The organism is Pseudomonas sp. AO-1, assembly GCF_019775695.1.
Classification (GTDB): Bacteria; Pseudomonadota; Gammaproteobacteria; order Pseudomonadales; family Pseudomonadaceae; genus Aquipseudomonas; species Aquipseudomonas parakoreensis.
This window is the reverse complement of the sequence record NZ_CP079947.1, coordinates 830,589-854,292: the sequence shown is the minus strand read 5'-3', so window position 1 is coordinate 854,292 and position 23,704 is coordinate 830,589. Positions and strand designations below refer to the sequence as shown.

17 protein-coding genes, 6 tRNA genes and 3 rRNA genes are annotated in these 23,704 nt (G+C 54.8%); 3 read left to right on the top strand and 23 right to left on the bottom strand.

Annotated features, from left to right (window positions below; genetic code table 11):
• Positions 1-55: 55 nt before the first annotated feature.
• The 21 genes from rpoB to tyrS all read right to left on the bottom strand — a co-directional run bounded on the left by rpoB (position 56) and on the right by tyrS (position 18,769).
• Positions 56-4,129 (bottom strand): DNA-directed RNA polymerase subunit beta, encoded by a 4,074-nt coding sequence (rpoB, locus tag KVQ82_RS03950; protein ID WP_027614262.1) that lies wholly within the window; start codon positions 4,127-4,129, stop codon positions 56-58.
• A 221-nt stretch (positions 4,130-4,350) separates the two neighbouring features.
• On the bottom strand, positions 4,351-4,716 hold the full coding sequence (gene rplL, locus KVQ82_RS03945) for a 50S ribosomal protein L7/L12 (protein ID WP_041074960.1): 366 nt from the start codon (positions 4,714-4,716) through the stop codon (positions 4,351-4,353).
• Positions 4,717-4,790: 74 nt separating this feature from the next.
• Positions 4,791-5,291 carry a 50S ribosomal protein L10 gene (rplJ, locus tag KVQ82_RS03940; RefSeq protein WP_003228752.1) on the bottom strand — a complete coding sequence of 167 codons (501 nt, stop codon included), beginning with the start codon at positions 5,289-5,291 and terminating at the stop codon, positions 4,791-4,793.
• 198 nt (positions 5,292-5,489) lie between these two features.
• Positions 5,490-6,185 carry a 50S ribosomal protein L1 gene (rplA, locus tag KVQ82_RS03935; protein WP_003228754.1) on the bottom strand — a complete coding sequence of 232 codons (696 nt, stop codon included), beginning with the start codon at positions 6,183-6,185 and terminating at the stop codon, positions 5,490-5,492.
• Entirely contained in the window at positions 6,185-6,616 is a 432-nt protein-coding gene (rplK, locus tag KVQ82_RS03930; protein WP_003228756.1) for a 50S ribosomal protein L11, read from the bottom strand. The genes rplA and rplK overlap by 1 nt, the downstream gene beginning before the upstream one ends.
• Before the next feature lie 117 nt (positions 6,617-6,733).
• The gene (gene nusG / locus KVQ82_RS03925) at positions 6,734-7,267 is read right to left on the bottom strand and encodes a transcription termination/antitermination protein NusG (protein ID WP_025113545.1); all 534 of its coding nucleotides are present in this window, start codon (positions 7,265-7,267) and stop codon (positions 6,734-6,736) included.
• A 9-nt stretch (positions 7,268-7,276) separates the two neighbouring features.
• A complete protein-coding gene (gene secE, locus KVQ82_RS03920) occupies positions 7,277-7,645 on the bottom strand; it encodes a preprotein translocase subunit SecE (protein WP_041074957.1) in 369 nt (122 codons plus the stop codon).
• Positions 7,646-7,690: 45 nt separating this feature from the next.
• A tRNA-Trp gene (locus KVQ82_RS03915) sits at positions 7,691-7,766 on the bottom strand.
• Positions 7,767-7,819: 53 nt separating this feature from the next.
• Positions 7,820-9,013: an elongation factor Tu gene (tuf, locus tag KVQ82_RS03910; RefSeq protein ID WP_024164425.1), complete on the bottom strand. Its 1,194-nt coding sequence runs from the start codon at positions 9,011-9,013 to the stop codon at positions 7,820-7,822.
• 84 nt (positions 9,014-9,097) lie between these two features.
• A tRNA-Thr gene (locus KVQ82_RS03905) sits at positions 9,098-9,173 on the bottom strand.
• A gap of 26 nt (positions 9,174-9,199) precedes the next feature.
• Positions 9,200-9,273 (bottom strand) — tRNA-Gly (locus KVQ82_RS03900).
• 24 nt (positions 9,274-9,297) lie between these two features.
• Positions 9,298-9,382 (bottom strand) — tRNA-Tyr (locus KVQ82_RS03895).
• 142 nt (positions 9,383-9,524) lie between these two features.
• Complete coding sequence (locus KVQ82_RS03890; RefSeq protein ID WP_222018087.1) at positions 9,525-9,962, bottom strand: hypothetical protein; 438 nt, start codon at positions 9,960-9,962, stop codon at positions 9,525-9,527.
• Positions 9,963-9,969: 7 nt separating this feature from the next.
• Positions 9,970-10,719 carry a pantothenate kinase gene (locus KVQ82_RS03885; protein ID WP_222018085.1) on the bottom strand — a complete coding sequence of 250 codons (750 nt, stop codon included), beginning with the start codon at positions 10,717-10,719 and terminating at the stop codon, positions 9,970-9,972.
• A complete protein-coding gene (birA, locus tag KVQ82_RS03880) occupies positions 10,709-11,662 on the bottom strand; it encodes a bifunctional biotin--[acetyl-CoA-carboxylase] ligase/biotin operon repressor BirA (RefSeq protein ID WP_198758936.1) in 954 nt (317 codons plus the stop codon). Before birA ends, KVQ82_RS03885 begins: the two co-directional genes overlap by 11 nt.
• Before the next feature lie 132 nt (positions 11,663-11,794).
• Positions 11,795-11,910 (bottom strand): 5S ribosomal RNA (gene rrf, locus KVQ82_RS03875).
• A 154-nt stretch (positions 11,911-12,064) separates the two neighbouring features.
• Positions 12,065-14,956, bottom strand: a 23S ribosomal RNA gene (locus KVQ82_RS03870).
• Positions 14,957-15,193: 237 nt separating this feature from the next.
• Positions 15,194-15,269: transfer RNA gene (locus KVQ82_RS03865), tRNA-Ala, on the bottom strand.
• A 9-nt stretch (positions 15,270-15,278) separates the two neighbouring features.
• Positions 15,279-15,355: transfer RNA gene (locus tag KVQ82_RS03860), tRNA-Ile, on the bottom strand.
• Positions 15,356-15,479: 124 nt separating this feature from the next.
• Positions 15,480-17,016, bottom strand: a 16S ribosomal RNA gene (locus KVQ82_RS03855).
• Together the 16S, 23S and 5S rRNA genes with 2 tRNA genes alongside form the textbook arrangement of a ribosomal RNA operon.
• A gap of 553 nt (positions 17,017-17,569) precedes the next feature.
• Positions 17,570-18,769 carry a tyrosine--tRNA ligase gene (tyrS, locus tag KVQ82_RS03850; RefSeq protein WP_041070157.1) on the bottom strand — a complete coding sequence of 400 codons (1,200 nt, stop codon included), beginning with the start codon at positions 18,767-18,769 and terminating at the stop codon, positions 17,570-17,572.
• A gap of 212 nt (positions 18,770-18,981) precedes the next feature.
• On the opposite strand from tyrS, the gene KVQ82_RS03845 reads away from it, so the two are divergent.
• Both KVQ82_RS03845 and KVQ82_RS03840 read left to right on the top strand, forming a co-directional pair.
• Positions 18,982-20,406: a peptidoglycan DD-metalloendopeptidase family protein gene (locus KVQ82_RS03845; protein ID WP_222018083.1), complete on the top strand. Its 1,425-nt coding sequence runs from the start codon at positions 18,982-18,984 to the stop codon at positions 20,404-20,406.
• 3 nt (positions 20,407-20,409) lie between these two features.
• Positions 20,410-21,501 (top strand): anhydro-N-acetylmuramic acid kinase, encoded by a 1,092-nt coding sequence (locus KVQ82_RS03840; RefSeq protein ID WP_222018081.1) that lies wholly within the window; start codon positions 20,410-20,412, stop codon positions 21,499-21,501.
• Between the two features lie 75 nt (positions 21,502-21,576).
• Here KVQ82_RS03840 and erpA read toward each other — a convergent pair whose 3' ends face one another.
• Entirely contained in the window at positions 21,577-21,927 is a 351-nt protein-coding gene (gene erpA / locus KVQ82_RS03835; RefSeq protein WP_003228776.1) for an iron-sulfur cluster insertion protein ErpA, read from the bottom strand.
• Positions 21,928-22,096: 169 nt separating this feature from the next.
• Positions 22,097-23,131 carry an N-acetyl-gamma-glutamyl-phosphate reductase gene (gene argC / locus KVQ82_RS03830; RefSeq protein WP_041070148.1) on the bottom strand — a complete coding sequence of 345 codons (1,035 nt, stop codon included), beginning with the start codon at positions 23,129-23,131 and terminating at the stop codon, positions 22,097-22,099.
• Positions 23,132-23,266: 135 nt separating this feature from the next.
• Between argC and hemJ the strand changes: the two genes are divergently transcribed.
• Positions 23,267-23,695, top strand: coding sequence for a protoporphyrinogen oxidase HemJ (gene hemJ, locus KVQ82_RS03825; protein WP_222018078.1), 429 nt, complete (start codon positions 23,267-23,269; stop codon positions 23,693-23,695).
• The last annotated feature ends 9 nt before the right edge of the window (positions 23,696-23,704 follow it).

Below are 23,704 nucleotides of genomic sequence, written 5' to 3'. Positions count from 1 at the left end.
CTCCTGGCGGAGCAGAGAGCGGGCAGTCCTGCCCCGCTCTCGATCGCGTCACGTGTTATTCGGTTTCCAGATCGATATCGATGCCGAGGGAACGAATTTCCTTGATCAACACGTTGAAGGACTCGGGCATGCCCGGCTCCATACGGTGATCGCCATCCACGATGTTTTTGTACATCTTGGTACGGCCGTTCACATCGTCCGACTTCACTGTGAGCATTTCTTGCAGAGTGTAAGCAGCACCGTATGCTTCCAGTGCCCAGACCTCCATCTCCCCGAAACGCTGACCACCGAACTGCGCCTTACCACCCAGCGGCTGCTGGGTAACCAGGCTGTACGAACCGGTAGAACGCGCGTGCATCTTGTCGTCTACCAAGTGGTTCAGCTTCAGCATGTACATGTAGCCAACGGTAACTGGACGCTCGAACTTGTTGCCGGTACGGCCGTCAGTCAGCTGCATCTGGCCGCTTTCCGGCAGGTCTGCCAGTTTCAGCATGGCCTTGATTTCGCTTTCCTTGGCGCCGTCGAACACTGGAGTGGCCATTGGAACGCCGCCACGCAGGTTTTTCGCCAGATCCAGGATTTCCTGATCGGAGAAGCTATCCAGATCTTCGTTACGACCGCCGATCTGATTATAGATCTCGTCGAGGAAGGTACGCAGTTCAGCGACTTTACGCTGCTCTTCGACCATCCGGTTGATCTTCTCGCCCAGACCCTTGGCCGCGAGGCCCAGGTGGGTTTCAAGGATCTGACCAACGTTCATACGCGAAGGTACGCCCAACGGGTTGAGGACGACGTCGACCGGGGTGCCATTGGCATCGTGCGGCATGTCTTCAACCGGCATGATCACGGAGACCACACCTTTGTTACCGTGACGACCGGCCATCTTGTCGCCCGGCTGGATGCGACGACGGATTGCCAGATAAACCTTGACGATTTTCAGCACGCCTGGAGCCAGGTCATCGCCCTGCTGCAGTTTGCGCTTCTTGTCTTCGAACTTGTCGTCCAGCAGACGGCGACGATCAACGATGTAGGCCTGAGCCTTCTCGAGCTGCTCGTTCAGAGCATCTTCAGCCATGCGCAGTTTGAACCACTGACCATGCTCAAGACCGTCGAGAACTTCGTCGGTGATGTCCTGACCTTTCTTCAGACCGGCGCCGCCTTCAGCCTTGTGGCCTACCAGAGCGGAGCGCAGACGTTCGAAGGTCGCGCCTTCTACGATACGGAACTCTTCGTTCAAATCCTTGCGGATCTCGTCCAGCTGGGACTTCTCGATCGACAGAGCACGAGCATCACGCTCAACGCCGTCGCGGGTGAAGACCTGTACGTCGATGACAGTACCTTTGGTACCGGTAGGTACACGCAGGGAGGTGTCTTTAACGTCGCTGGCTTTTTCACCGAAGATCGCACGCAGCAGTTTTTCTTCCGGAGTCAGTTGGGTCTCGCCTTTCGGGGTGACCTTACCGACCAGGATGTCGCCTGCGCCTACTTCAGCACCTACGTAAACGATACCGGCTTCGTCCAGCTTGTTCAGTGCAGCTTCACCCACGTTCGGGATGTCCGCAGTGATTTCCTCTGGGCCAAGCTTGGTGTCACGGGCCACACAGGTCAGTTCCTGAATGTGGATCGTGGTGAAACGGTCTTCCTGAACCACACGCTCGGACAGGCAGATGGAGTCTTCGAAGTTGAAGCCGTTCCATGCCATGAACGCGATGCGCATGTTCTGACCCAGTGCCAGTTCACCCATGTCGGTGGACGGGCCGTCGGCCATGATGTCGCTACGCTGAACGCGATCACCCTTGCTCACCAGCGGACGCTGGTTGATGCAGGTGTTCTGGTTCGAGCGGGTGTATTTGGTCAGGTTGTAGATGTCGACACCAGCTTCGCCGGTTTCAACTTCGTCATCAGCAACACGAACCACGATACGGCTGGCATCAACGGAGTCGATCACGCCGCCACGACGAGCCACGACGCAAACGCCGGAGTCGCGAGCCACGTTACGCTCCATGCCCGTACCTACCAGCGGCTTGTCAGCGCGCAGGGTTGGTACAGCTTGACGCTGCATGTTCGAACCCATCAACGCACGGTTGGCGTCGTCGTGCTCGAGGAACGGAATCAGCGACGCTGCAACCGAAACTACCTGCTTCGGCGAAACGTCCATCAAGGTGACGTCTTCCGGCGCCTTGACGGTGAATTCGTTCAGGTGACGTACGGCTACCAGTTCGTCGATCAGGACTTTCTGCTCGTTCATGGTCGCCGAAGCCTGCGCGATCACGTGATCGGCTTCTTCAATAGCGGACAGGAACACGATCTCGTCGGTGACCACACCCTCTTTCACCACACGGTACGGGCTTTCCAGGAAGCCGTACTGGTTGGTGCGAGCGTACGCAGCCAGGGAGTTGATCAGACCGATGTTCGGACCTTCCGGCGTTTCAATCGGGCAGACACGACCGTAGTGAGTCGGGTGTACGTCACGGACTTCAAAGCCCGCGCGCTCACGAGTCAGACCGCCAGGGCCGAGTGCAGAGACACGACGCTTGTGGGTAATCTCGGACAACGGGTTGTTCTGGTCCATGAACTGCGACAGCTGGCTGGAACCGAAGAACTCTTTCACCGCCGCAGCCACTGGCTTGGCGTTGATCAGGTCTTGCGGCATCAGGCCTTCGCTTTCGGCCATCGACAGACGCTCTTTGACCGCACGCTCAACACGTACCAGGCCAACGCGGAACTGGTTCTCGGCCATTTCGCCTACGCAGCGAACACGACGGTTACCCAGGTGGTCGATGTCATCGACGATGCCTTTACCGTTACGGATATCGACCAGAGTCTTCAGGACCGCGACGATGTCTTCCTTGCACAGCACGCCCGAACCTTCGATTTCGGTACGACCGATACGACGGTTGAACTTCATCCGGCCGACCGCAGACAGGTCATAGCGCTCAGGGCTGAAGAACAGGTTGTTGAACAGGGTTTCGGCAGCGTCTTTGGTTGGCGGCTCGCCTGGACGCATCATGCGATAGATCTCGACCAGCGCTTCCAATTGGTTGCTGGTGGAGTCGATCTTGAGCGTGTCGGAGATGAACGGACCGCAGTCGATGTCGTTGGTGTACAGAGTTTCGATGCGAACAACGCCGGCCTTGGCGATTTTCGCCAGGACTTCAGTCGACAGCTCGGTGTTGCACTCTGCCAGGATTTCGCCGGTAGCCGGATGCACGATGACCTTGGCGGTGGTGCGACCCAGGACGTAGTCCAGAGGCACGTCCAGCTCTTTGATCCCGGCCTTTTCCAGCTGGTTGATGTGGCGGGCAGTAATACGACGGCCCTGCTCGACAATAACCTTGCCTTTATCGTCCTGGATATCAAGGACAGCCACTTCACCGCGCAGGCGCTGAGGCACCAGTTCCAGGCTCAGGCCTTCGCCTTTAACGTGGAATACGTTGGTGGTGTAGAACGCGTCCAGCACTTCTTCGGTGGTGTAGCCGAGCGCACGCAGCAGTACCGAGGCCGGCAGCTTGCGACGACGGTCGATACGCACGAATACGCAGTCTTTCGGGTCGAACTCGAAATCCAGCCACGAACCGCGGTAAGGAATGATGCGCGCGGAGTACAGCAGTTTACCGGAGCTGTGCGTCTTGCCGCGGTCGTGGTCGAAGAACACGCCCGGGGAACGGTGCAGCTGGGAAACGATAACACGCTCGGTACCGTTGATTACGAAGGTACCGTTCTCAGTCATCAATGGGATTTCGCCCATGTAGACTTCTTGCTCTTTGATGTCCTTGATCGCTTTGTTCGACGATTCTTTGTCGAAAATGATCAGGCGCACTTTTACCCGCAAAGGTACGGCGAAAGTTACACCGCGCAACACGCATTCTTTGACATCAAATGCCGGTTCGCCCAAGCGATAACCGACGTACTCCAGCGCAGCATTGCCGGAGTAGCTGATGATCGGGAAAACGGATTTGAAGGCCGCATGCAGGCCCACGTCGCGGAACTGATCTTTAGTCGCTCCCGCTTGCAAGAATTCACGATACGAATCCAGCTGGATGGCCAGGAGGTACGGCACATCCATGACGTCCGGCAACTTGCTAAAGTCCTTGCGGATACGTTTTTTCTCAGTATATGAGTAAGCCATCAGCGTTCCCCAGCTTGGTCACCTGCTTGTTTGGCCCCTCCCGACGGGAGCAGCCAGAAAATCGTGCAAACCCCATGGTTTGCGCCACCGCATCGGGTGGTTACAGCGCCTTTATCAGCACCGACCCAGTCGGCTGCCAATAACGGAAAAAGGCCGGTGGCAAGAGCCACCAGCCATCAGCCTGTCGCTTGACGCTCGGGCTGGAGGAGCAAAGTCGATACTTATTTCAGCTCGACTTTAGCGCCTGCTTCTTCCAGCTTCTTCTTAGCGTCTTCAGCAGCTTCTTTCGAAACGCCTTCAGCTACAACCTGAGGAGCGCCATCTACTTTCTCTTTGGCTTCTTTCAGGCCCAGACCGGTCAGTTCACGAACTGCCTTGATCACGTTTACTTTCTTCTCGCCGGCTTCAACCAGGACAACGTTGAACTCGGTTTGCTCTTCAACAGCAGCAGCAGCTACAGCTGGGCCAGCCGAAGCGGCAGCAGCGGTAACGCCGAAGGTTTCTTCCATCGCTTTGATCAGCTCAACGATTTCCACTACGGATTTCTGGCCGATTGCTTCGATGATTTGTTCGTTAGTCAGAGACATGACTCAATTCCTGAATTGGGGGACGGCCTACGCGACCATCGAAATAAACAAAAAACGCGAGAAGTCGACGAGCCTTAGGCTGCGGCAGCTTCTTTCTGGTCGCGAATTGCCGCCAGAGTACGAGCCAATTTGCTGGTAGCGCCTTGAATCACGCTCATCAGCTGAGAAATTGCTTCGTCACGGGTCGGCAGAGTTGCCAGTACGTCGATCTGATTAGCTGCGAGGAACTTGCCCTCGAACGCAGCTGCCTTGATCTCGAACTTGTCCTGACCCTTGGCAAACTCTTTGAAGATACGGGCAGCAGCGCCCGGATGTTCGTTCGAGAATGCAATCAGGGTCGGGCCGGTGAACACGTCGTTGAGGACACTGTATTCAGTGTCAGCAACAGCGCGCTTGAGCAGGGTGTTACGTACAACACGTACGTAAACGCCAGCTTCACGAGCCTCTTTACGGAGTCCGGTCATTGCGCCTACTGTTACGCCACGGGCATCAACCACGACAGCGGACAGAGCGACTTTGGCAGCCTCGTTGACTTCAGCGACGATGGCCTTCTTGTCTTCGAGATTAATTGCCACGGGTTTAACTCCTGCTTGTTACCGTTTCACTCGGTCGAAACCGAATGTCGTTTTGGTGTCTGATTCGGTAAGGAACCGGGAGCACCATCTGCGTAGGCTTATGGTTTAAGACTTGCGTCGCCTACGGTCTTGGATAGCCCCCGCCAGGCAGGGACCCCAATCTTTCAATTGACGCGATCAAACGCGCCAACCTTTGTCTTACGCGTCCAGCGAGCTCTGGTCGATAACCAGACCTGGGCCCATAGTGGTGCTCAGGGTAACGCGCTTGACGTAGATACCTTTCGAAGAAGCTGGCTTGATACGCTTCAGATCAGCGATCAGGGCTTCAACGTTTTCCTTCAGCTTGACGGCATCGAAGCCGATCTTGCCAACGGAAGTGTGGATGATGCCGTTTTTGTCGGTGCGATAACGAACCTGACCAGCCTTGGCGTTTTTAACCGCGGTAGCTACGTCTGGAGTTACGGTGCCGACTTTCGGGTTAGGCATCAGGCCACGTGGACCGAGGATCTGACCCAGTTGACCTACAACGCGCATGGCATCCGGGGATGCGATCACTACGTCATAGTTCAGGTCGCCGCCTTTCATTTCGGCAGCCAGGTCGTCCATGCCTACACGGTCAGCGCCGGCAGCCAAAGCGGCCTCAGCAGCTGGACCCTGGGTGAACACAGCAACGCGAACGGTCTTGCCAGTGCCGTGTGGCAGCACAGTAGCGCTACGAACAACCTGGTCGGATTTACGCGGGTCTACACCCAGGTTTACAGCAACGTCGAACGACTCGCTGAACTTGACAGTCGACAGCTCAGCCAGCAGAGCAGCAGCGTCTACAATGTTGTAGGCCTTGCCTGCTTCGATTTTGCCGGCGATAGCCTTTTGACGCTTGGTCAGCTTAGCCATTACACACCCTCCACGTTAAGGCCCATGCTACGAGCAGAACCGGCGATAGTACGCACGGCTGCATCCATATCAGCTGCAGTCAGATCCGCGTTTTTGGTTTTCGCGATTTCTTCCAGCTGAGCACGGGTAACAGTGCCAACCTTAACGGTGTTCGGACGAGCGGAACCGCTGGTCAGACCGGCCGCCTTCTTCAGCAGAACCGAAGCAGGGGTGGATTTGGTTTCGAAAGTGAAGCTACGGTCGCTGTAGACAGTGATGATCACTGGAGTCGGCAGACCTGCTTCAAGACCCTGAGTACGGGCGTTGAAAGCCTTGCAGAATTCCATGATGTTCACGCCGTGCTGACCCAGAGCAGGACCAACAGGTGGGCTTGGGTTAGCCTGAGCGGCCTTCACTTGCAGCTTGATGTAAGCGGTAATCTTCTTGGCCATGAGGCACTCCAATTACGGGTTCGAACGCCTCGAAAGGCTCCCCGGTTACTTGCGCGTTTATCCCAGTGACGACAAAACCCCACAGCCTAGGGCTGCGGGGTTGGGATGCTTGTTCAGTTAGACCTTTTCGACCTGACTGAACTCTAACTCTACCGGGGTAGAGCGACCGAAAATAAGCACTGCCACCTGGACACGGCTCTTTTCGTAGTTAACTTCTTCGACGGTGCCGTTAAAGTCAGCGAATGGACCATCGGTAACACGAACCACTTCACCCGGCTCAAACAGAGTCTTCGGCTTCGGCTTATCACTACCATCGGCCACGCGACGCAGAATGGCTTCCGCCTCTTTGTCGGTGATTGGAGCAGGCTTGTCGGCGGTACCGCCAATGAAGCCCATCACCCGAGGAGTATCCTTGACCAAGTGCCAAGTACCCTCGTTCATATCCATCTGTACCAGCACATAACCTGGGAAGAACTTACGTTCGCTTTTGCGCTTCTGGCCATTACGCATTTCAACCACTTCTTCAGTGGGAACCAGAATTTCGCCGAAGCCATCTTCCATGCCAGCCAGCTTAACGCGCTCAATCAACGAGCGCATGACATGCTTCTCGTAACCCGAGTAAGCATGCACAACGTACCAACGCTTAGCCACGGGACACCCTTAGCCGACAATCAAGGAAACAAGCCAGCCGAGCAGGGAATCAACACCCCACAACAGCAACGCCATAACGATAACCACAGCAACAACAATCAACGTTGTCTGCGTAGTTTCCTGGCGAGTTGGCCATACGACTTTACGAATCTCGGTGCGCGCTTCCTTAACCAGTACGAAGAACGACTTGCCCTTTGCAGTCTGCAGGCCTACAAAGGCAGCAACAGCAGCAATCACGAGCAGTGCGAGTACACGGTACAGGATCGGCGAAGCAGCGTAATACTGATTGCCAACTACACCCACAACCACCAAAGCAGCTACCACAAGCCACTTTAGCAGATCGAAGCGAGAGCCTTGAGCTTCAGCCTTAGGAGTCATCTATGAAGATCCTGTGAAAAGAAAGCCAGACACACCGAGTGAATCTGGCAGGTCAGGAGGGAATCGAACCCCCAACCTACGGTTTTGGAGACCGTCGCTCTGCCAATTGAGCTACTGACCTAAAACAAAATCAGGCCGACCATTATGCCGGCCCGAAAAATACATTACAACCGCTTATTCGATGATTTTAGCCACGACACCAGCGCCGACGGTACGACCGCCTTCACGGATAGCGAAACGCAGACCGTCTTCCATCGCGATGGTTTTGATCAGGGTAACAGTCATCTGAATGTTGTCACCTGGCATTACCATTTCAACGCCTTCTGGCAGCTCGCAGTTACCAGTCACGTCAGTAGTACGGAAGTAGAACTGTGGACGGTAGCCTTTGAAGAACGGAGTGTGACGACCGCCTTCTTCCTTGCTCAGAACGTAAACTTCTGCGGTGAACTTGGTGTGCGGCTTAACCGAACCTGGCTTGACCAGAACCTGACCACGCTCAACGTCGTCACGCTTGGTACCACGCAGCAGAACGCCGCAGTTCTCACCAGCACGACCTTCGTCAAGCAGCTTGCGGAACATCTCAACACCGGTGCAGGTGGTGGTGGTGGTGTCACGCAGACCAACGATTTCCAGTGCATCTTGAACGCGAACGATACCGCGCTCGATACGACCAGTCACAACAGTACCGCGACCCGAGATCGAGAATACGTCTTCGATTGGCATCAGGAATGGCTTGTCGATCATACGAACTGGTTCTGGGATGTAGCTGTCCAGAGTTTCAACCAGCTTCTTGACGGCAGTGGTGCCCATCTCGTTGTCGTCTTTGCCTTCCAGCGCCATACGAGCCGAACCGATGATGATTGGAGTGTCATCGCCCGGGAAGTCGTAGGTGGACAGCAGGTCGCGAACTTCCATCTCAACCAGCTCCAGCAGCTCAGCGTCGTCTACCAGGTCAGCCTTGTTCAGGAAAACCACGATGTACGGAACGCCTACCTGACGGGACAGCAGGATGTGCTCACGGGTTTGTGGCATCGGACCATCAGCGGCCGAGCAAACCAGGATAGCGCCGTCCATTTGAGCAGCACCGGTGATCATGTTCTTCACGTAGTCAGCGTGACCTGGGCAATCAACGTGAGCGTAGTGACGGATCAGCGAGTTGTACTCAACGTGCGCGGTGTTGATGGTGATACCGCGAGCTTTTTCTTCTGGAGCGCTGTCGATCTTGTCGAATTCAACTACGGCCGAACCGAAAACTTCGGAGCAGACGCGAGTCAGAGCAGCAGTCAGAGTGGTTTTACCGTGGTCAACGTGACCAATGGTCCCTACGTTGACGTGGGGCAGGGAACGATCAAATTTTTCCTTAGCCATCGATAACACCCTCAACAGAAGAATTAGACGAACAATATCTACCATTAAAACAAAGGCAGATATTTTCATATCTGCCTTGTTATATGGAGCTCTTGAGCGGATTTGAACCGCTGACCTCACCCTTACCAAGGGTGTGCTCTACCAACTGAGCTACAAGAGCGTAACACTTTGCACAACCTGCAAACTTGGAGCGGGTAGCGGGAATCGAACCCGCATCATCAGCTTGGAAGGCTGAGGTTCTACCACTAAACTATACCCGCGGAGCTTGCAGCTCACGCTAAAAATGGTGGAGGGGGAAGGATTCGAACCTTCGAAGTCGTAGACGTCAGATTTACAGTCTGATCCCTTTGGCCGCTCGGGAACCCCTCCTAAGCGAGCCGGCATTCTATACTATGCCAGCCTTCTGTCAAGCATTTTCTCATTAAAAACCTGAGGTTAGCTGCATTGACACCGCTCCGCGCTGACCACCTGTTTAGGTGTTCGCTGTGGAGCGGGCGCCATTCTATGCAAACTATTCCAGCGGTGCAACCCCCTCACACAGCATTATTTTATGTTTTAACTCATTGAATTCCTTGGAAAGGTTCTGCAACTGCACATCCCCCAATAAACGCTGGCTTTCGGGCGCAATGCGCAACCAGTAACCAAGCTCGGGGAGATCCTTTTGCGACGCCTGAACCTTCACTCCCAGGGCCGCTAGACGCAGCTGCAGCGCGGAAATGCTGCTTTCTTGAGTCAAACCACCCAAAAACAGACACTCCTGTCCGCCACGGCGCGCGCCCTGCCCTCCCCCAGAGTCACCATTCGCCTCACTCAATAAGCGAATATCTTGTTGAGACCCGCGGTAGATGCTGAGGGGCGTGACATCTTTCGCACGCAAGGGTGCTTCCTGCTGATGCCAGACGTAATAAAACACATTGAGAACAACGAGCAGCAGGAACAACCAACGCATACAAACCTCAAGTTAAAGGACAGGCCATCGCCAACCCTATGAATACCAGGTCAGGGACGATCCGCGCTTCAGGCACAACGTCCGCCACCAACAGAGCATCGCCACCGGTAATAAAAACAGTAAAGCGCTCTCCCCAATAGGATCGAGCCATTTCCATCTGGGTCAGAACGAAACCTCTCAACATTAAAGAGCATCCACGCTCCACCGCTTCGACGGTACTGCGCCCCGGAGCATGGCTCGTCAGCGCTCTTTCGGCAGCCGAGTCCCCATAACGGATTTTCCGGGTATGCGTACGCAATTGGTTACGCATCAAGGGCATCCCTGGGCAAATGAATCCCCCAAGGTGCTCACCTTCGGCATTAATAAAGTCGGCCGTCACTGCAGTGCCGAAATCCAGAATCAGACAGGCGCCCGCAGCCAAATGAAAGCCACCAAGCATCGCCAACCAGCGATCTAGCCCCAGGCGTTCATACTCGTCATAGCCATTCTTGACACCAGACATCTCACTGGCCGACTTGGCGCACACGGCCGAGACACCGAACTCCTGCTCAAGAATCCGGGTGAGCGCGGCAGTTTCTTCGCTGGTTCTTACGCTCACCAATCGACATTTACGCAACGACAGGCTGTCAAATGCGCTCAAGCTATCCACCAAAGCTTGATCCGAGTCGACAACACCCTCCGCGAAAAGACCGCCAGCGGCCGTATTCAATACCCGCCACTTGATAAAGCTATTCCCACAGTCGAGCTCAAGAATCATCACGCAACCTCAGGCTGAGCTCACCACCACTAAAAACTTTTTCCACGCCGTCCACCTTCAAGCGCAGCGCACCTTGACTATCGATGCCAAGCACAACGCCTTCTATATGACTAACGCCGGCAATCAAAGAAACCGGGCGACCTTGCCACATGTGATCCTTTTCCCACTCTTCCTGGAACGCAGAGAAACCATCAACCTGATGGCGCTGGATATAGCCGCGTAGCTGCTCGCTCAGCTCAGCTACCAAGAGGTTGCGATCGCAGCTTTTGCCCGTTTCCAGTCGTATCGACGTCCATTGCTGGTCAACTTCCTCGGCAACCTGCATGTTTACATTAACGCCAATACCCAGCACCACATGGCAAACATCTGCAGGATCCCCGACCAGCTCAAGAAGAATACCGGCGATTTTCTTGTCTCCGACCAGCACATCGTTGGGCCACTTCAATCCTGCGCCCGCCACCCCCAACTTTCGCAAGGCGTGCATAACAGCCAAACCGACCACCAGACTCAAGCCCTCAAGCTGACGCATGCCACCTTCTATGCGCAGAACCAGGCTGTAGTAGAGATTTTCAGCAAAAGGGCTTACCCACTTACGTCCACGGCGACCACGACCGGAAATCTGTCGCTCTGCCAATACCAGAAACGGCGCCGCTCGACCTTGATTGATCGCGCGAAGCGCCTCTGCGTTAGTGGAGTCAATGGAGTCAAAGACTGTAATCGGCCAAACCGCTGCCAAGGCACCAATCTTCAGGGGGTCGAGCAGCGTCAGGGGCGCAGCCAGTTGATAGCCTCTGCCCCGGACTTTGTTAATTGACAATCCGAGCTCAGCCTCAAGATGCTGAAGCTGCTTCCACACCGCGCTTCGACTGATTCCCAGGGCAAGCCCCAAGGCCTCACCGGAATGGAATCGACCATCCTTTAAAAGATTCAACAACGTCAGCATGCAGGTCTCGCCTCACAATGAGGCCCGAATAATAGCCATGAGCAGGGCGATTGCATAGAAATCAAGCGCACCACTTTCCTGCGGACAAAACAAAACCCCAACTGCTTTCGCAATTGGGGTTTTGGAATTTAATCTTGACGATGACCTACTCTCACATGGGGAAACCCCACACTACCATCGGCGATGCATCGTTTCACTTCTGAGTTCGGGATGGGATCAGGTGGTTCCAACGCTCTATGGTCGTCAAGAAATTCGGGTACTGACTCGTGACCGGCTGGCCTCGCTTCAGCAAATCGGGTATGTGATACAGGTGCTTTGTGAGCTGCGCGAACTTTCGGTTCATTGCGTCTTCACACACCGCAATCTGGTCTCTTTCGAGCATTCAGATTGCTTGGGTGTTATATGGTCAAGCCTCACGGGCAATTAGTATTGGTTAGCTCAACGCCTCACAGCGCTTACACACCCAACCTATCAACGTCGTAGTCTTCGACGGCCCTTCAGGGAACTCAAGGTTCCAGTGAGATCTCATCTTGAGGCAAGTTTCCCGCTTAGATGCTTTCAGCGGTTATCTTTCCCGAACATAGCTACCCGGCAATGCCACTGGCGTGACAACCGGAACACCAGAGGTTCGTCCACTCCGGTCCTCTCGTACTAGGAGCAGCCCCTCTCAAATCTCAAACGTCCACGGCAGATAGGGACCGAACTGTCTCACGACGTTCTAAACCCAGCTCGCGTACCACTTTAAATGGCGAACAGCCATACCCTTGGGACCGGCTTCAGCCCCAGGATGTGATGAGCCGACATCGAGGTGCCAAACACCGCCGTCGATATGAACTCTTGGGCGGTATCAGCCTGTTATCCCCGGAGTACCTTTTATCCGTTGAGCGATGGCCCTTCCATACAGAACCACCGGATCACTAAGACCTACTTTCGTACCTGCTCGACGTGTCTGTCTCGCAGTCAAGCGCGCTTTTGCCTTTATACTCTACGACCGATTTCCGACCGGTCTGAGCGCACCTTCGTACTCCTCCGTTACTCTTTAGGAGGAGACCGCCCCAGTCAAACTACCCACCATACACTGTCCTCGATCCGGATAACGGACCTGAGTTAGAACCTCAAAGTTGCCAGGGTGGTATTTCAAGGATGGCTCCACGCGAACTGGCGTCCACGCTTCAAAGCCTCCCACCTATCCTACACAAGCAAATTCAAAGTCCAGTGCAAAGCTATAGTAAAGGTTCACGGGGTCTTTCCGTCTAGCCGCGGATACACTGCATCTTCACAGCGATTTCAATTTCACTGAGTCTCGGGTGGAGACAGCGCCGCCATCGTTACGCCATTCGTGCAGGTCGGAACTTACCCGACAAGGAATTTCGCTACCTTAGGACCGTTATAGTTACGGCCGCCGTTTACCGGGGCTTCGATCAAGAGCTTCGCGTTAGCTAACCCCATCAATTAACCTTCCGGCACCGGGCAGGCGTCACACCCTATACGTCCACTTTCGTGTTTGCAGAGTGCTGTGTTTTTAATAAACAGTCGCAGCGGCCTGGTATCTTCGACCGGCATGAGCTTACGGAGCAAGTCCTTCACCCTCACCGGCGCACCTTCTCCCGAAGTTACGGTGCCATTTTGCCTAGTTCCTTCACCCGAGTTCTCTCAAGCGCCTTGGTATTCTCTACCCAACCACCTGTGTCGGTTTGGGGTACGGTTCCTGGTTATCTGAAGCTTAGAAGCTTTTCTTGGAAGCATGGCATCAACCACTTCGTCACCTGAAAGGTAACTCGTCATCAGCTCTCGGCCTTAAGATCCCGGATTTACCTAAGATCTCAGCCTACCACCTTAAACTTGGACAACCAACGCCAAGCTGGCCTAGCCTTCTCCGTCCCTCCATCGCAATAACCAGAAGTACAGGAATATTAACCTGTTTTCCATCGACTACGCTTTTCAGCCTCGCCTTAGGGACCGACTAACCCTGCGTCGATTAACGTTGCGCAGGAAACCTTGGTCTTTCGGCGTGGGTGTTTTTCACACCCATTGTCGTTACTCATGTCAGCATTCGCACTTCTGATACCTCCAGCAAGCTTCTCAACTCACCTTCACAGGCTTACAGAACGCTCCTCTACCGCATCACTTACGTGATACCCGTAGCTTCGGTGTATGGTTTGAGCCCCGTTACATCTTCCGCGCAGGCCGACTCGACTAGTGAGCTATTACGCTTTCTTTAAAGGGTGGCTGCTTCTAAGCCAACCTCCTAGCTGTCTAAGCCTTCCCACATCGTTTCCCACTTAACCATAACTTTGGGACCTTAGCTGACGGTCTGGGTTGTTTCCCTTTTCACGACGGACGTTAGCACCCGCCGTGTGTCTCCCATGCTCGGCACTTGTAGGTATTCGGAGTTTGCATCGGTTTGGTAAGTCGGGATGACCCCCTAGCCGAAACAGTGCTCTACCCCCTACAGTGATACATGAGGCGCTACCTAAATAGCTTTCGAGGAGAACCAGCTATCTCCGAGCTTGATTAGCCTTTCACTCCGATCCACAGGTCATCCGCTAACTTTTCAACGGTAGTCGGTTCGGTCCTCCAGTCAGTGTTACCTAACCTTCAACCTGCCCATGGATAGATCGCCCGGTTTCGGGTCTATTCCCAGCGACTAGACGCCCTATTAAGACTCGCTTTCGCTACGCCTCCCCTATTCGGTTAAGCTCGCCACTGAAAATAAGTCGCTGACCCATTATACAAAAGGTACGCAGTCACCCAACAAAGTGGGCTCCCACTGCTTGTACGCATACGGTTTCAGGATCTATTTCACTCCCCTCTCCGGGGTTCTTTTCGCCTTTCCCTCACGGTACTAGTTCACTATCGGTCAGTCAGTAGTATTTAGCCTTGGAGGATGGTCCCCCCATATTCAGACAAAGTTTCTCGTGCTCCGTCCTACTCGATTTCATGACTAAGAGACTTTCGCGTACAGGGCTATCACCCACTATGGCCGCACTTTCCAGAGCGTTCCGCTAATCTCAAAGCCACTTAAGGGCTAGTCCCCGTTCGCTCGCCACTACTAAGGGAATCTCGGTTGATTTCTTTTCCTCAGGGTACTTAGATGTTTCAGTTCCCCTGGTTCGCCTCTTGCACCTATGTATTCAGTACAAGATAACCATCTTATGATGGCTGGGTTCCCCCATTCAGACATCTCCGGATCAAAGTCTGTTTGCCGACTCCCCGAAGCTTTTCGCAGGCTACCACGTCTTTCATCGCCTCTGACTGCCAAGGCATCCACCGTATGCGCTTCTTCACTTGACCATATAACCCCAAGCAATCTGGTTATACTGTGAAGACGACATTCGCCGAAAATTCGCAAAACTCTTAAGAGTCACTCACAAATTTTACCTTAGCCTGATCCGTTACCAGTGAAAGTAACGTTCAGTCTATCTTTCTATCACATACCCAAATTTTTAAAGAACGATCTAATCAAAGACTAGAAATCAATATTCGCACTGGAATATTCATTTCTAAGCTCTAACAAGCAGAAGCAGTTAATGGTGGAGCCAAGCGGGATCGAACCGCTGACCTCCTGCGTGCAAGGCAGGCGCTCTCCCAGCTGAGCTATGGCCCCATACAAAATTGGTGGGTCTGGGCAGATTCGAACTGCCGACCTCACCCTTATCAGGGGTGCGCTCTAACCAACTGAGCTACAGACCCAATTTCGAGCGCGTAACTGATTAGCTCAGAGCTATCAGCTTGGAGCTTAAAGCTGCTTCTATCGTCTTCTTCAATGAATCAAGCAATTCGTGTGGGAACTTATGGAGCAGCTGATGTCGTCGATTAAGGAGGTGATCCAGCCGCAGGTTCCCCTACGGCTACCTTGTTACGACTTCACCCCAGTCATGAATCACACCGTGGTAACCGTCCTCCCGAAGGTTAGACTAGCTACTTCTGGTGCAACCCACTCCCATGGTGTGACGGGCGGTGTGTACAAGGCCCGGGAACGTATTCACCGCGACATTCTGATTCGCGATTACTAGCGATTCCGACTTCACGCAGTCGAGTTGCAGACTGCGATCCGGACTACGATCGGTTTTATGGGATTAGCTCCACCTCGCGGCTTGGCAACCCTCTGTACCGACCATTGTAGCACGTGTGTAGCCCAGGCCGTAAGGGCCATGATGACTTGACGTCATCCCCACCTTCCTCCGGTTTGTCACCGGCAGTCTCCTTAGAGTGCCCACCATAACGTGCTGGTAACTAAGGACAAGGGTTGCGCTCGTTACGGGACTTAACCCAACATCTCACGACACGAGCTGACGACAGCCATGCAGCACCTGTCTCAATGTTCCCGAAGGCACCAATCCATCTCTGGAAAGTTCATTGGATGTCAAGGCCTGGTAAGGTTCTTCGCGTTGCTTCGAATTAAACCACATGCTCCACCGCTTGTGCGGGCCCCCGTCAATTCATTTGAGTTTTAACCTTGCGGCCGTACTCCCCAGGCGGTCAACTTAATGCGTTAGCTGCGCCACTAAGAGCTCAAGGCTCCCAACGGCTAGTTGACATCGTTTACGGCGTGGACTACCAGGGTATCTAATCCTGTTTGCTCCCCACGCTTTCGCACCTCAGTGTCAGTATCAGTCCAGGTGGTCGCCTTCGCCACTGGTGTTCCTTCCTATATCTACGCATTTCACCGCTACACAGGAAATTCCACCACCCTCTACCATACTCTAGCTTGCCAGTTTTGGATGCAGTTCCCAGGTTGAGCCCGGGGATTTCACATCCAACTTAACAAACCACCTACGCGCGCTTTACGCCCAGTAATTCCGATTAACGCTTGCACCCTCTGTATTACCGCGGCTGCTGGCACAGAGTTAGCCGGTGCTTATTCTGTCGGTAACGTCAAAATTGCAGAGTATTAATCTACAACCCTTCCTCCCAACTTAAAGTGCTTTACAATCCGAAGACCTTCTTCACACACGCGGCATGGCTGGATCAGGCTTTCGCCCATTGTCCAATATTCCCCACTGCTGCCTCCCGTAGGAGTCTGGACCGTGTCTCAGTTCCAGTGTGACTGATCATCCTCTCAGACCAGTTACGGATCGTCGCCTTGGTGAGCCATTACCTCACCAACTAGCTAATCCGACCTAGGCTCATCTGATAGCGCAAGGCCCGAAGGTCCCCTGCTTTCTCCCGTAGGACGTATGCGGTATTAGCGTTCCTTTCGAAACGTTGTCCCCCACTACCAGGCAGATTCCTAGGCATTACTCACCCGTCCGCCGCTGAATCCAGGAGCAAGCTCCTTTCATCCGCTCGACTTGCATGTGTTAGGCCTGCCGCCAGCGTTCAATCTGAGCCATGATCAAACTCTTCAGTTCAAACATCTTTGGGTTTTTAAGAAACCCTAAACTTGGCTCAGCAATCGTTGGTTACATCTTTGATTTCTCGCGGAGTAACTTGTGATGCTGATAATCTTGTTGACTATCAGTCTGACTCCACAAGCACCCACACGAATTGCTTGATTCAGTTGTTAAAGAGCGGTTGGTTAAGATCTTTCGTCTCAACCGAGGCGCGCATTCTACAGCAGCCTCATTTGCTGTCAAGTGATTATTTTCAGAAGTTTTCGAAGAATTCTTCAACAACTTCAACCACTTGCGCTTCCGATCTCTCGTTAGCGGGAGGCGAATTCTACAGCGTTACACGCTGCTGTCAACACCTCTTTTTCTCCGCTTTCGACCGAGAAGATCGAACCGTCAAAAGAGCTAAACATCACCACTCTTTCAACTCCCTCCAGGCTTCGATGAACTGAAGCGATCCACTGTCGAAAACTGCGTAACTCATTGAATCTCAAGGAGTTTTCCGTTTCGACTGCACCGGAAGTGGGGCGAATTATAGACTTCTAAAATTCGCCGTCAACCCTTATTTCAAACTTTATTCAGATTTCAGCGTGATGCGCGCAAACGCCTTCTTGCCCGCCTGACAGACGTGAGTCGCACCCAGTACATATATAAAGGAGCGATCAACCACCTCACCATCAACACGCACACCACCGGAAGCCAACAGATCGCGCGCCGCCGCCGAGTTCTTCACCAGGCCTGCTTTATTAAGAACGGCGGCAATTGGCATATCCTCAGCAGAGGCCAGCTCGATCTCCGGCAGATCATCCGGCAACTCACCATCCTTCATACGGTTACCTGCAGCCCGATGAGCATTGGCCGCAGCCTCCTCACCGTGGAAACGCGCAACAATCTCTTCCGCCAGCTTGATCTTGATGTCGCGCGGGTTGGCCCCCGCCTCCACATCTGCACGCAAGGCATTGATCTCATCCATCGAACGGAAGCTGAGCAGCTCAAAGTAACGCCACATCAGCGCATCCGGAATCGAAACCAGCTTGCCGTACATGACACCTGGCGCCTCCTGGATACCGACGTAATTGCCCAACGACTTGGACATCTTCTTCACGCCATCCAGCCCCTCGAGCAACGGCATGGTCAGAATGCATTGAGCTTCCTGGCCATATCCACGCTGCAGCTCACGCCCCATCAGCAGGTTGAACTTCTGATCGGTACCGCCCAGCTCGACATCCGCGCGCAGAGCAACCGAGTCATAACCCTGAACCAGCGGATAGAGGAACTCATGAATAGCGATCGGCTGATTGGTGGTGTAACGCTTGTCGAAGTCATCACGCTCCAGCATACGCGCGACAGTGTATTGCGAAGTCAGACGAATGAAGTCCGCCGGCCCCATCTGATCCATCCAGGTGGAGTTGAATGCAACTTCGGTTTTCGCCGGATCAAGAATCTTGAACACTTGAGTCTTGTACGTTTCGGCGTTTTCCAGAACCTGCTCGCGAGTCAAAGGAGGACGAGTCGCACTCTTGCCGCTTGGATCACCGATCATTCCGGTGAAGTCACCAATAAGGAAGATCACTTGATGCCCCAATTCCTGGAACTGGCGCAGCTTATTAATAAGCACGGTGTGACCCAAGTGCAGATCCGGGGCGGTTGGATCGAAACCAGCCTTGATACGCAGCGGCTGGCCGCGCTTGAGCTTCTCGATCAGCTCGGACTCGACCAATAGTTCTTCCGCACCACGTTTAATCAGCGCTAGCTGCTCTTCAACCGACTTCATAACAGACCCGCAAGGCTCAGATTCAAAGGGAACCAACCATACAAGATCGTGCACCAATTACAAGTTTTGCCCGGCGCACGGACACCAATCTGCAGACAGGGTGTCTGTAGACTTGCTTCGGGGATGATTTGGTTATATTTTATACAGTTATTTCATCTTCATCATGTCATTCATCTTTTCCAATTCATCTTTTTTCAAAGTCAAAAATACTTATGACCACTGAACCGTCTAAAGCGCCACCGCTTTACCCGAAGACCCACCTGCTCGCCGCAAGTGGAATCGCCGCCCTTCTCAGCTTGGCGCTCCTGGTATTCCCTTCCAGTGATGTTGAAGCCAAAAAGACGACCCTGAGCCTTGAACTGGAAAGTCCTGCTGAACAACTGACACAAGATCAAGACGCTGCTGACGCGGCTCAAGCCACAAATGAGCCAGTAGCCTCACCTTTCGCCCAGATCGAAAACAGCACCGAAAACACTCCGCAAACCGCTGAAGCCGCACCTGCGCCCACTCCGGTTGCCGAAAAACCAAAAGCTCCAGGACACCGCGAAGTCGTTGTCTCCAAAGGCGATACGCTCTCTACATTGTTCGAGAAAGTCGGTCTGCCAGCCGCCGCCGTGCATGAAGTCCTGGCGAGCGACAAACAAGCCAAACAATTCAGCCAGCTCAAGCACGGCCAGAAGCTTGAGTTCGAACTGGACCCGCAAGGCCAACTGACCAGCCTGCACAGCAAGGTCAGCGACGTTGAAACCATCACCCTGACCAAGAACGACAAGGGCTATGCATTCAACCGCGTCACCGCAAAACCGACCGTTCGCACGGCTTACGTGCACGGCGTGATCAATAGCTCCCTGTCACAATCCGCTGCCCGCGCAGGCCTGTCCCACAGTCTGACCATGGACATGGCCAGCGTATTTGGCTACGACGTCGACTTCGCTCAGGACATCCGTCAGGGCGACGAATTCGACGTGATCTACGAGCAGAAAGTGGTCAACGGCAAAGCCGTCGGTACTGGCCCGATTCTGTCGGCGCGTTTCACCAACCGCGGCAAGACCTACACCGCCGTGCGTTACACCAACAAACAAGGCAACAGCAGCTATTACACCGCCGATGGCAACAGCATGCGCAAGGCATTCATCCGCACACCGGTGGACTTCGCCCGCATCAGTTCCAAATTCTCCATGGGCCGCAAACACCCGATCCTCAACAAGATCCGTGCCCACAAAGGTGTCGATTACGCAGCGCCACGCGGTACGCCGATCAAGGCGGCCGGTGACGGTAAAGTGCTGCTGGCCGGCCGCCGCGGTGGCTACGGCAACACGGTGATCATCCAGCACGGCAACACCTACCGCACGCTGTATGGCCACATGCAAGGCTTCGCTAAAGGCGTGAAAACCGGCGGCAGCGTCAAGCAGGGCCAAGTGATCGGTTACATTGGTACCACCGGCCTGTCTACCGGCCCGCACTTGCACTATGAGTTCCAGGTCAACGGTGTTCATGTCGACCCATTGGGCCAGAAGCTGCCGATGGCGGATCCGATCGCCAAGTCCGAACGCGCACGTTTCCTTGCGCAGAGCCAGCCGCTGATGGCGCGCATGGATCAAGAGAAGGCCACCATGCTGGCTTCGAGCAAGCGCTAAGCCATGGCTCTTTATATCGGCGTGATGTCCGGCACCAGTCTCGACGGGCTGGACATCGCCCTGATCGAGCAAACCTCGGCGATCAAACTGATCGCCACGCACTACATCCCCATGCCTGAATCCCTGCGCGCCGAGCTGCTTGGCTTGTGCGCCAGCGGCCCTGACGAGATCGCCCGCTCGGCGAGCGCCCAACAGCACTGGGTAAAACTCGCCGCGCAGGGCATCCATACCCTACTTGATCAGCAGCAACTCAAGCCTGACGCCATTCGTGCAATCGGCAGCCACGGCCAGACCATTCGCCATGAGCCCGCTCGCGGCTTCACCGTACAGATCGGCAATCCTGCGCTTCTCACGGAGCTGACCGGTATCACCGTGGTCAGCGACTTCCGCAGCCGCGATGTGGCCGCCGGCGGCCAGGGTGCGCCGCTGGTGCCAGCCTTCCATGAAGCTTTGTTCGAAGAGCGTAGCGGTAACCGTGCAGTCTTGAATGTCGGCGGTTTCAGCAATCTGAGCCTGATAGAGCGGACGCGGCCTGTAGCCGGTTTCGACTGTGGCCCCGGAAATGTGCTGATGGATGCCTGGATTCATCAGCAACGCGGCGAGAACTATGATCGCAACGGTCAGTGGGCAGCCAGCGGTACGGTCGAGCCCGCCTTGCTGACAGCGCTGCTCAGCGACCCGTTCTTCGTGACAAAGGGCCCGAAGAGCACTGGCCGCGAAGTGTTCAACCTGCCGTGGCTGCAACAACACCTATCCAGACTGCCAACCTTTGCTGCTGAAAACGTCCAGGCAACATTGCTGGAACTGACGGCACTGACCATCGTCGAGTCGCTGCAAAGCGCTCAAGCCGATACCCGGGAAATGCTGGTCTGCGGCGGCGGCGCTCATAACGCCACGCTGATGAAGCGTCTGGCCGATCTGCTGCCGAACGCTATCGTCGCCAGCACTGCTACTCACGGTGTCGATCCGGACTGGGTCGAGGCCATGGCCTTCGCCTGGCTTGCTCATTGCTGCCTCGAAGGCATTGCTGCCAACCGCCCGAGCGTCACGGGCGCCAAAGGTCTGCGGGTACTCGGCGCCATCTACCCCAACTGAGCAAAACGCAGGCAACAAAAAACGCCGCAGAACCGTAAGGCTCTGCGGCGTTTTGTTGTGTGCAGCGAGGAGCGATCAGATCGAGAACGAAGAGCCGCAACCACAAGTAGTGGTGGCGTTCGGGTTCTTGATCACAAAGCGCGAACCTTCCAGACCTTCCTGGTAATCCACTTCGGCACCCGCCAGATACTGGAAGCTCATCGGATCCACCACCAGGCTCACGCCTTCGCGCTCGACGATGGTGTCGTCCTCGGCCACATCTTCATCGAAGGTGAAGCCGTACTGAAACCCTGAACAACCGCCGCCCGTAACAAATACGCGCAGCTTCAAGCGATCATTCCCCTCTTCATCGACCAGGCTCTTCACTTTGTGCGCAGCACCTTGGGTGAATTGCAAAGCCGTGGGGGTGAAGGATTCGACGCTCATGCTGACTATCTCCCGGCGTTTACGCCGCCATAATGCGTGATGACGCGCATTATCCGCTTGTCCTAGAAAATCGGTCAACTATTGTTACGGTATATCAATAAACCCTACTAACTGTCCGGAATGCAAAAAGGCCCGTCAGACGGGCCTTTTTGCTGTGTTGCCGAACGTGTTACGGCAGCATACCGGCGTGGGACAGGCCGAAACGCTCATCCAGGCCGAACAGGATGTTCATGTTCTGCACCGCCTGACCCGACGCGCCTTTGACCAGGTTGTCGATCACCGACAGCACCACCACCAGATCGCCATCCTGCGGGCGGTGCACGGCGATGCGGCAGACGTTGGCACCACGCACGCTGCGGGTTTCCGGATGGCTGCCGGCCGGCATCACATCGACGAACGGCTCGTTGGCATAACGCTTTTCGAACAGAGCCTGCAGATCCACCGAACGATCAACCACGGTCGCGTAGAGCGTGGAGTGAATGCCACGGATCATCGGCGTCAGGTGCGGAACGAAGGTCAGACCGACATCCTTGCCCGCAGCGCGACGCAGACCCTGGCGAATTTCCGGCAGATGACGGTGACCTTTGACCGCATAAGCCTTCATGCTTTCCGACGTCTCAGAGTACAGCGAGCCTACAGATGCGCCACGACCGGCACCGCTGACACCGGATTTGCAGTCGGCGATCAGCCGCGAAGTGTCAGCCAGACCCGCTTCAAGCAGCGGCAGGAAACCCAACTGCGTAGCGGTTGGGTAGCAACCCGGCACAGCGATCAGACGCGCTTTTTTGATCTGCTCGCGATTGACTTCCGGCAGGCCGTAGACCGCCTCGTCCAGCAACTCGGGCGCGCCGTGTGGCTGGCCGTACCATTTGGCCCATTCTTCAGCGTCCTGCAAACGGAAGTCCGCGGACAGGTCGATGACCTTGGTGCCCGCAGCCAGCAGTTCACCGGCCAACGCATGAGCAACGCCGTGCGGGGTGGCGAAGAACACCACATCACACGCGCCCAGGGTTTTGATGTCCGGCACGCTGAACGCCAGACCGTTGTAGTGACCGCGCAGGTTCGGGTACATGTCAGCCACGGCCAGACCGGCCTCGGATCGGGAAGTGATCACCACCACTTCTGCCTGCGGATGCTGTGCCAACAGACGCAGCAGTTCGACACCGGTGTAACCCGTGCCGCCGACGATACCGACCTTGACCATAAACCTGCCCTCAACGAACCCACTGGAAAGCCGTCGATAATAGGGGCCGCGCGCCCCTGCGACAACCATCAAGGTGACGTGCGGACGCTCAAGCCTCTACTATCCCGGCTACCGTGAACCTGGGAATAACCAAAAATGCTCTATCTATGGATCAAAGCGTTTCACATCGTCAGCGTCGTCTGCTGGTTTGCCGGGCTGTTCTACTTGCCGCGGCTGTTCGTTTATCACGCGCAAAGTGAAGATACGATCAGCAATGAACGCTTCAGCCTCATGGAGCGCAAGCTGTATCGCGGCATCATGGGTCCGGCGATGATCGCAACGCTGATCTTCGGCGGCTGGCTGATCTACCTCAATCCAGGCATCTTCAGTATGGGCGGCTGGATTCACGCCAAGCTGACCCTGGTGGTTCTGCTGATCGGCTACCACCACATGTGCGGCGCGCAGGTAAAACGCTTCGCCCGTGGCGAGAACACCCGCAGCCATGTCTTTTATCGCTGGTTCAATGAAGTGCCGGTTCTGATATTGCTGGCTATCGTAATTCTGGTCGTGGTCAAGCCGTTCTAACTTCATAAC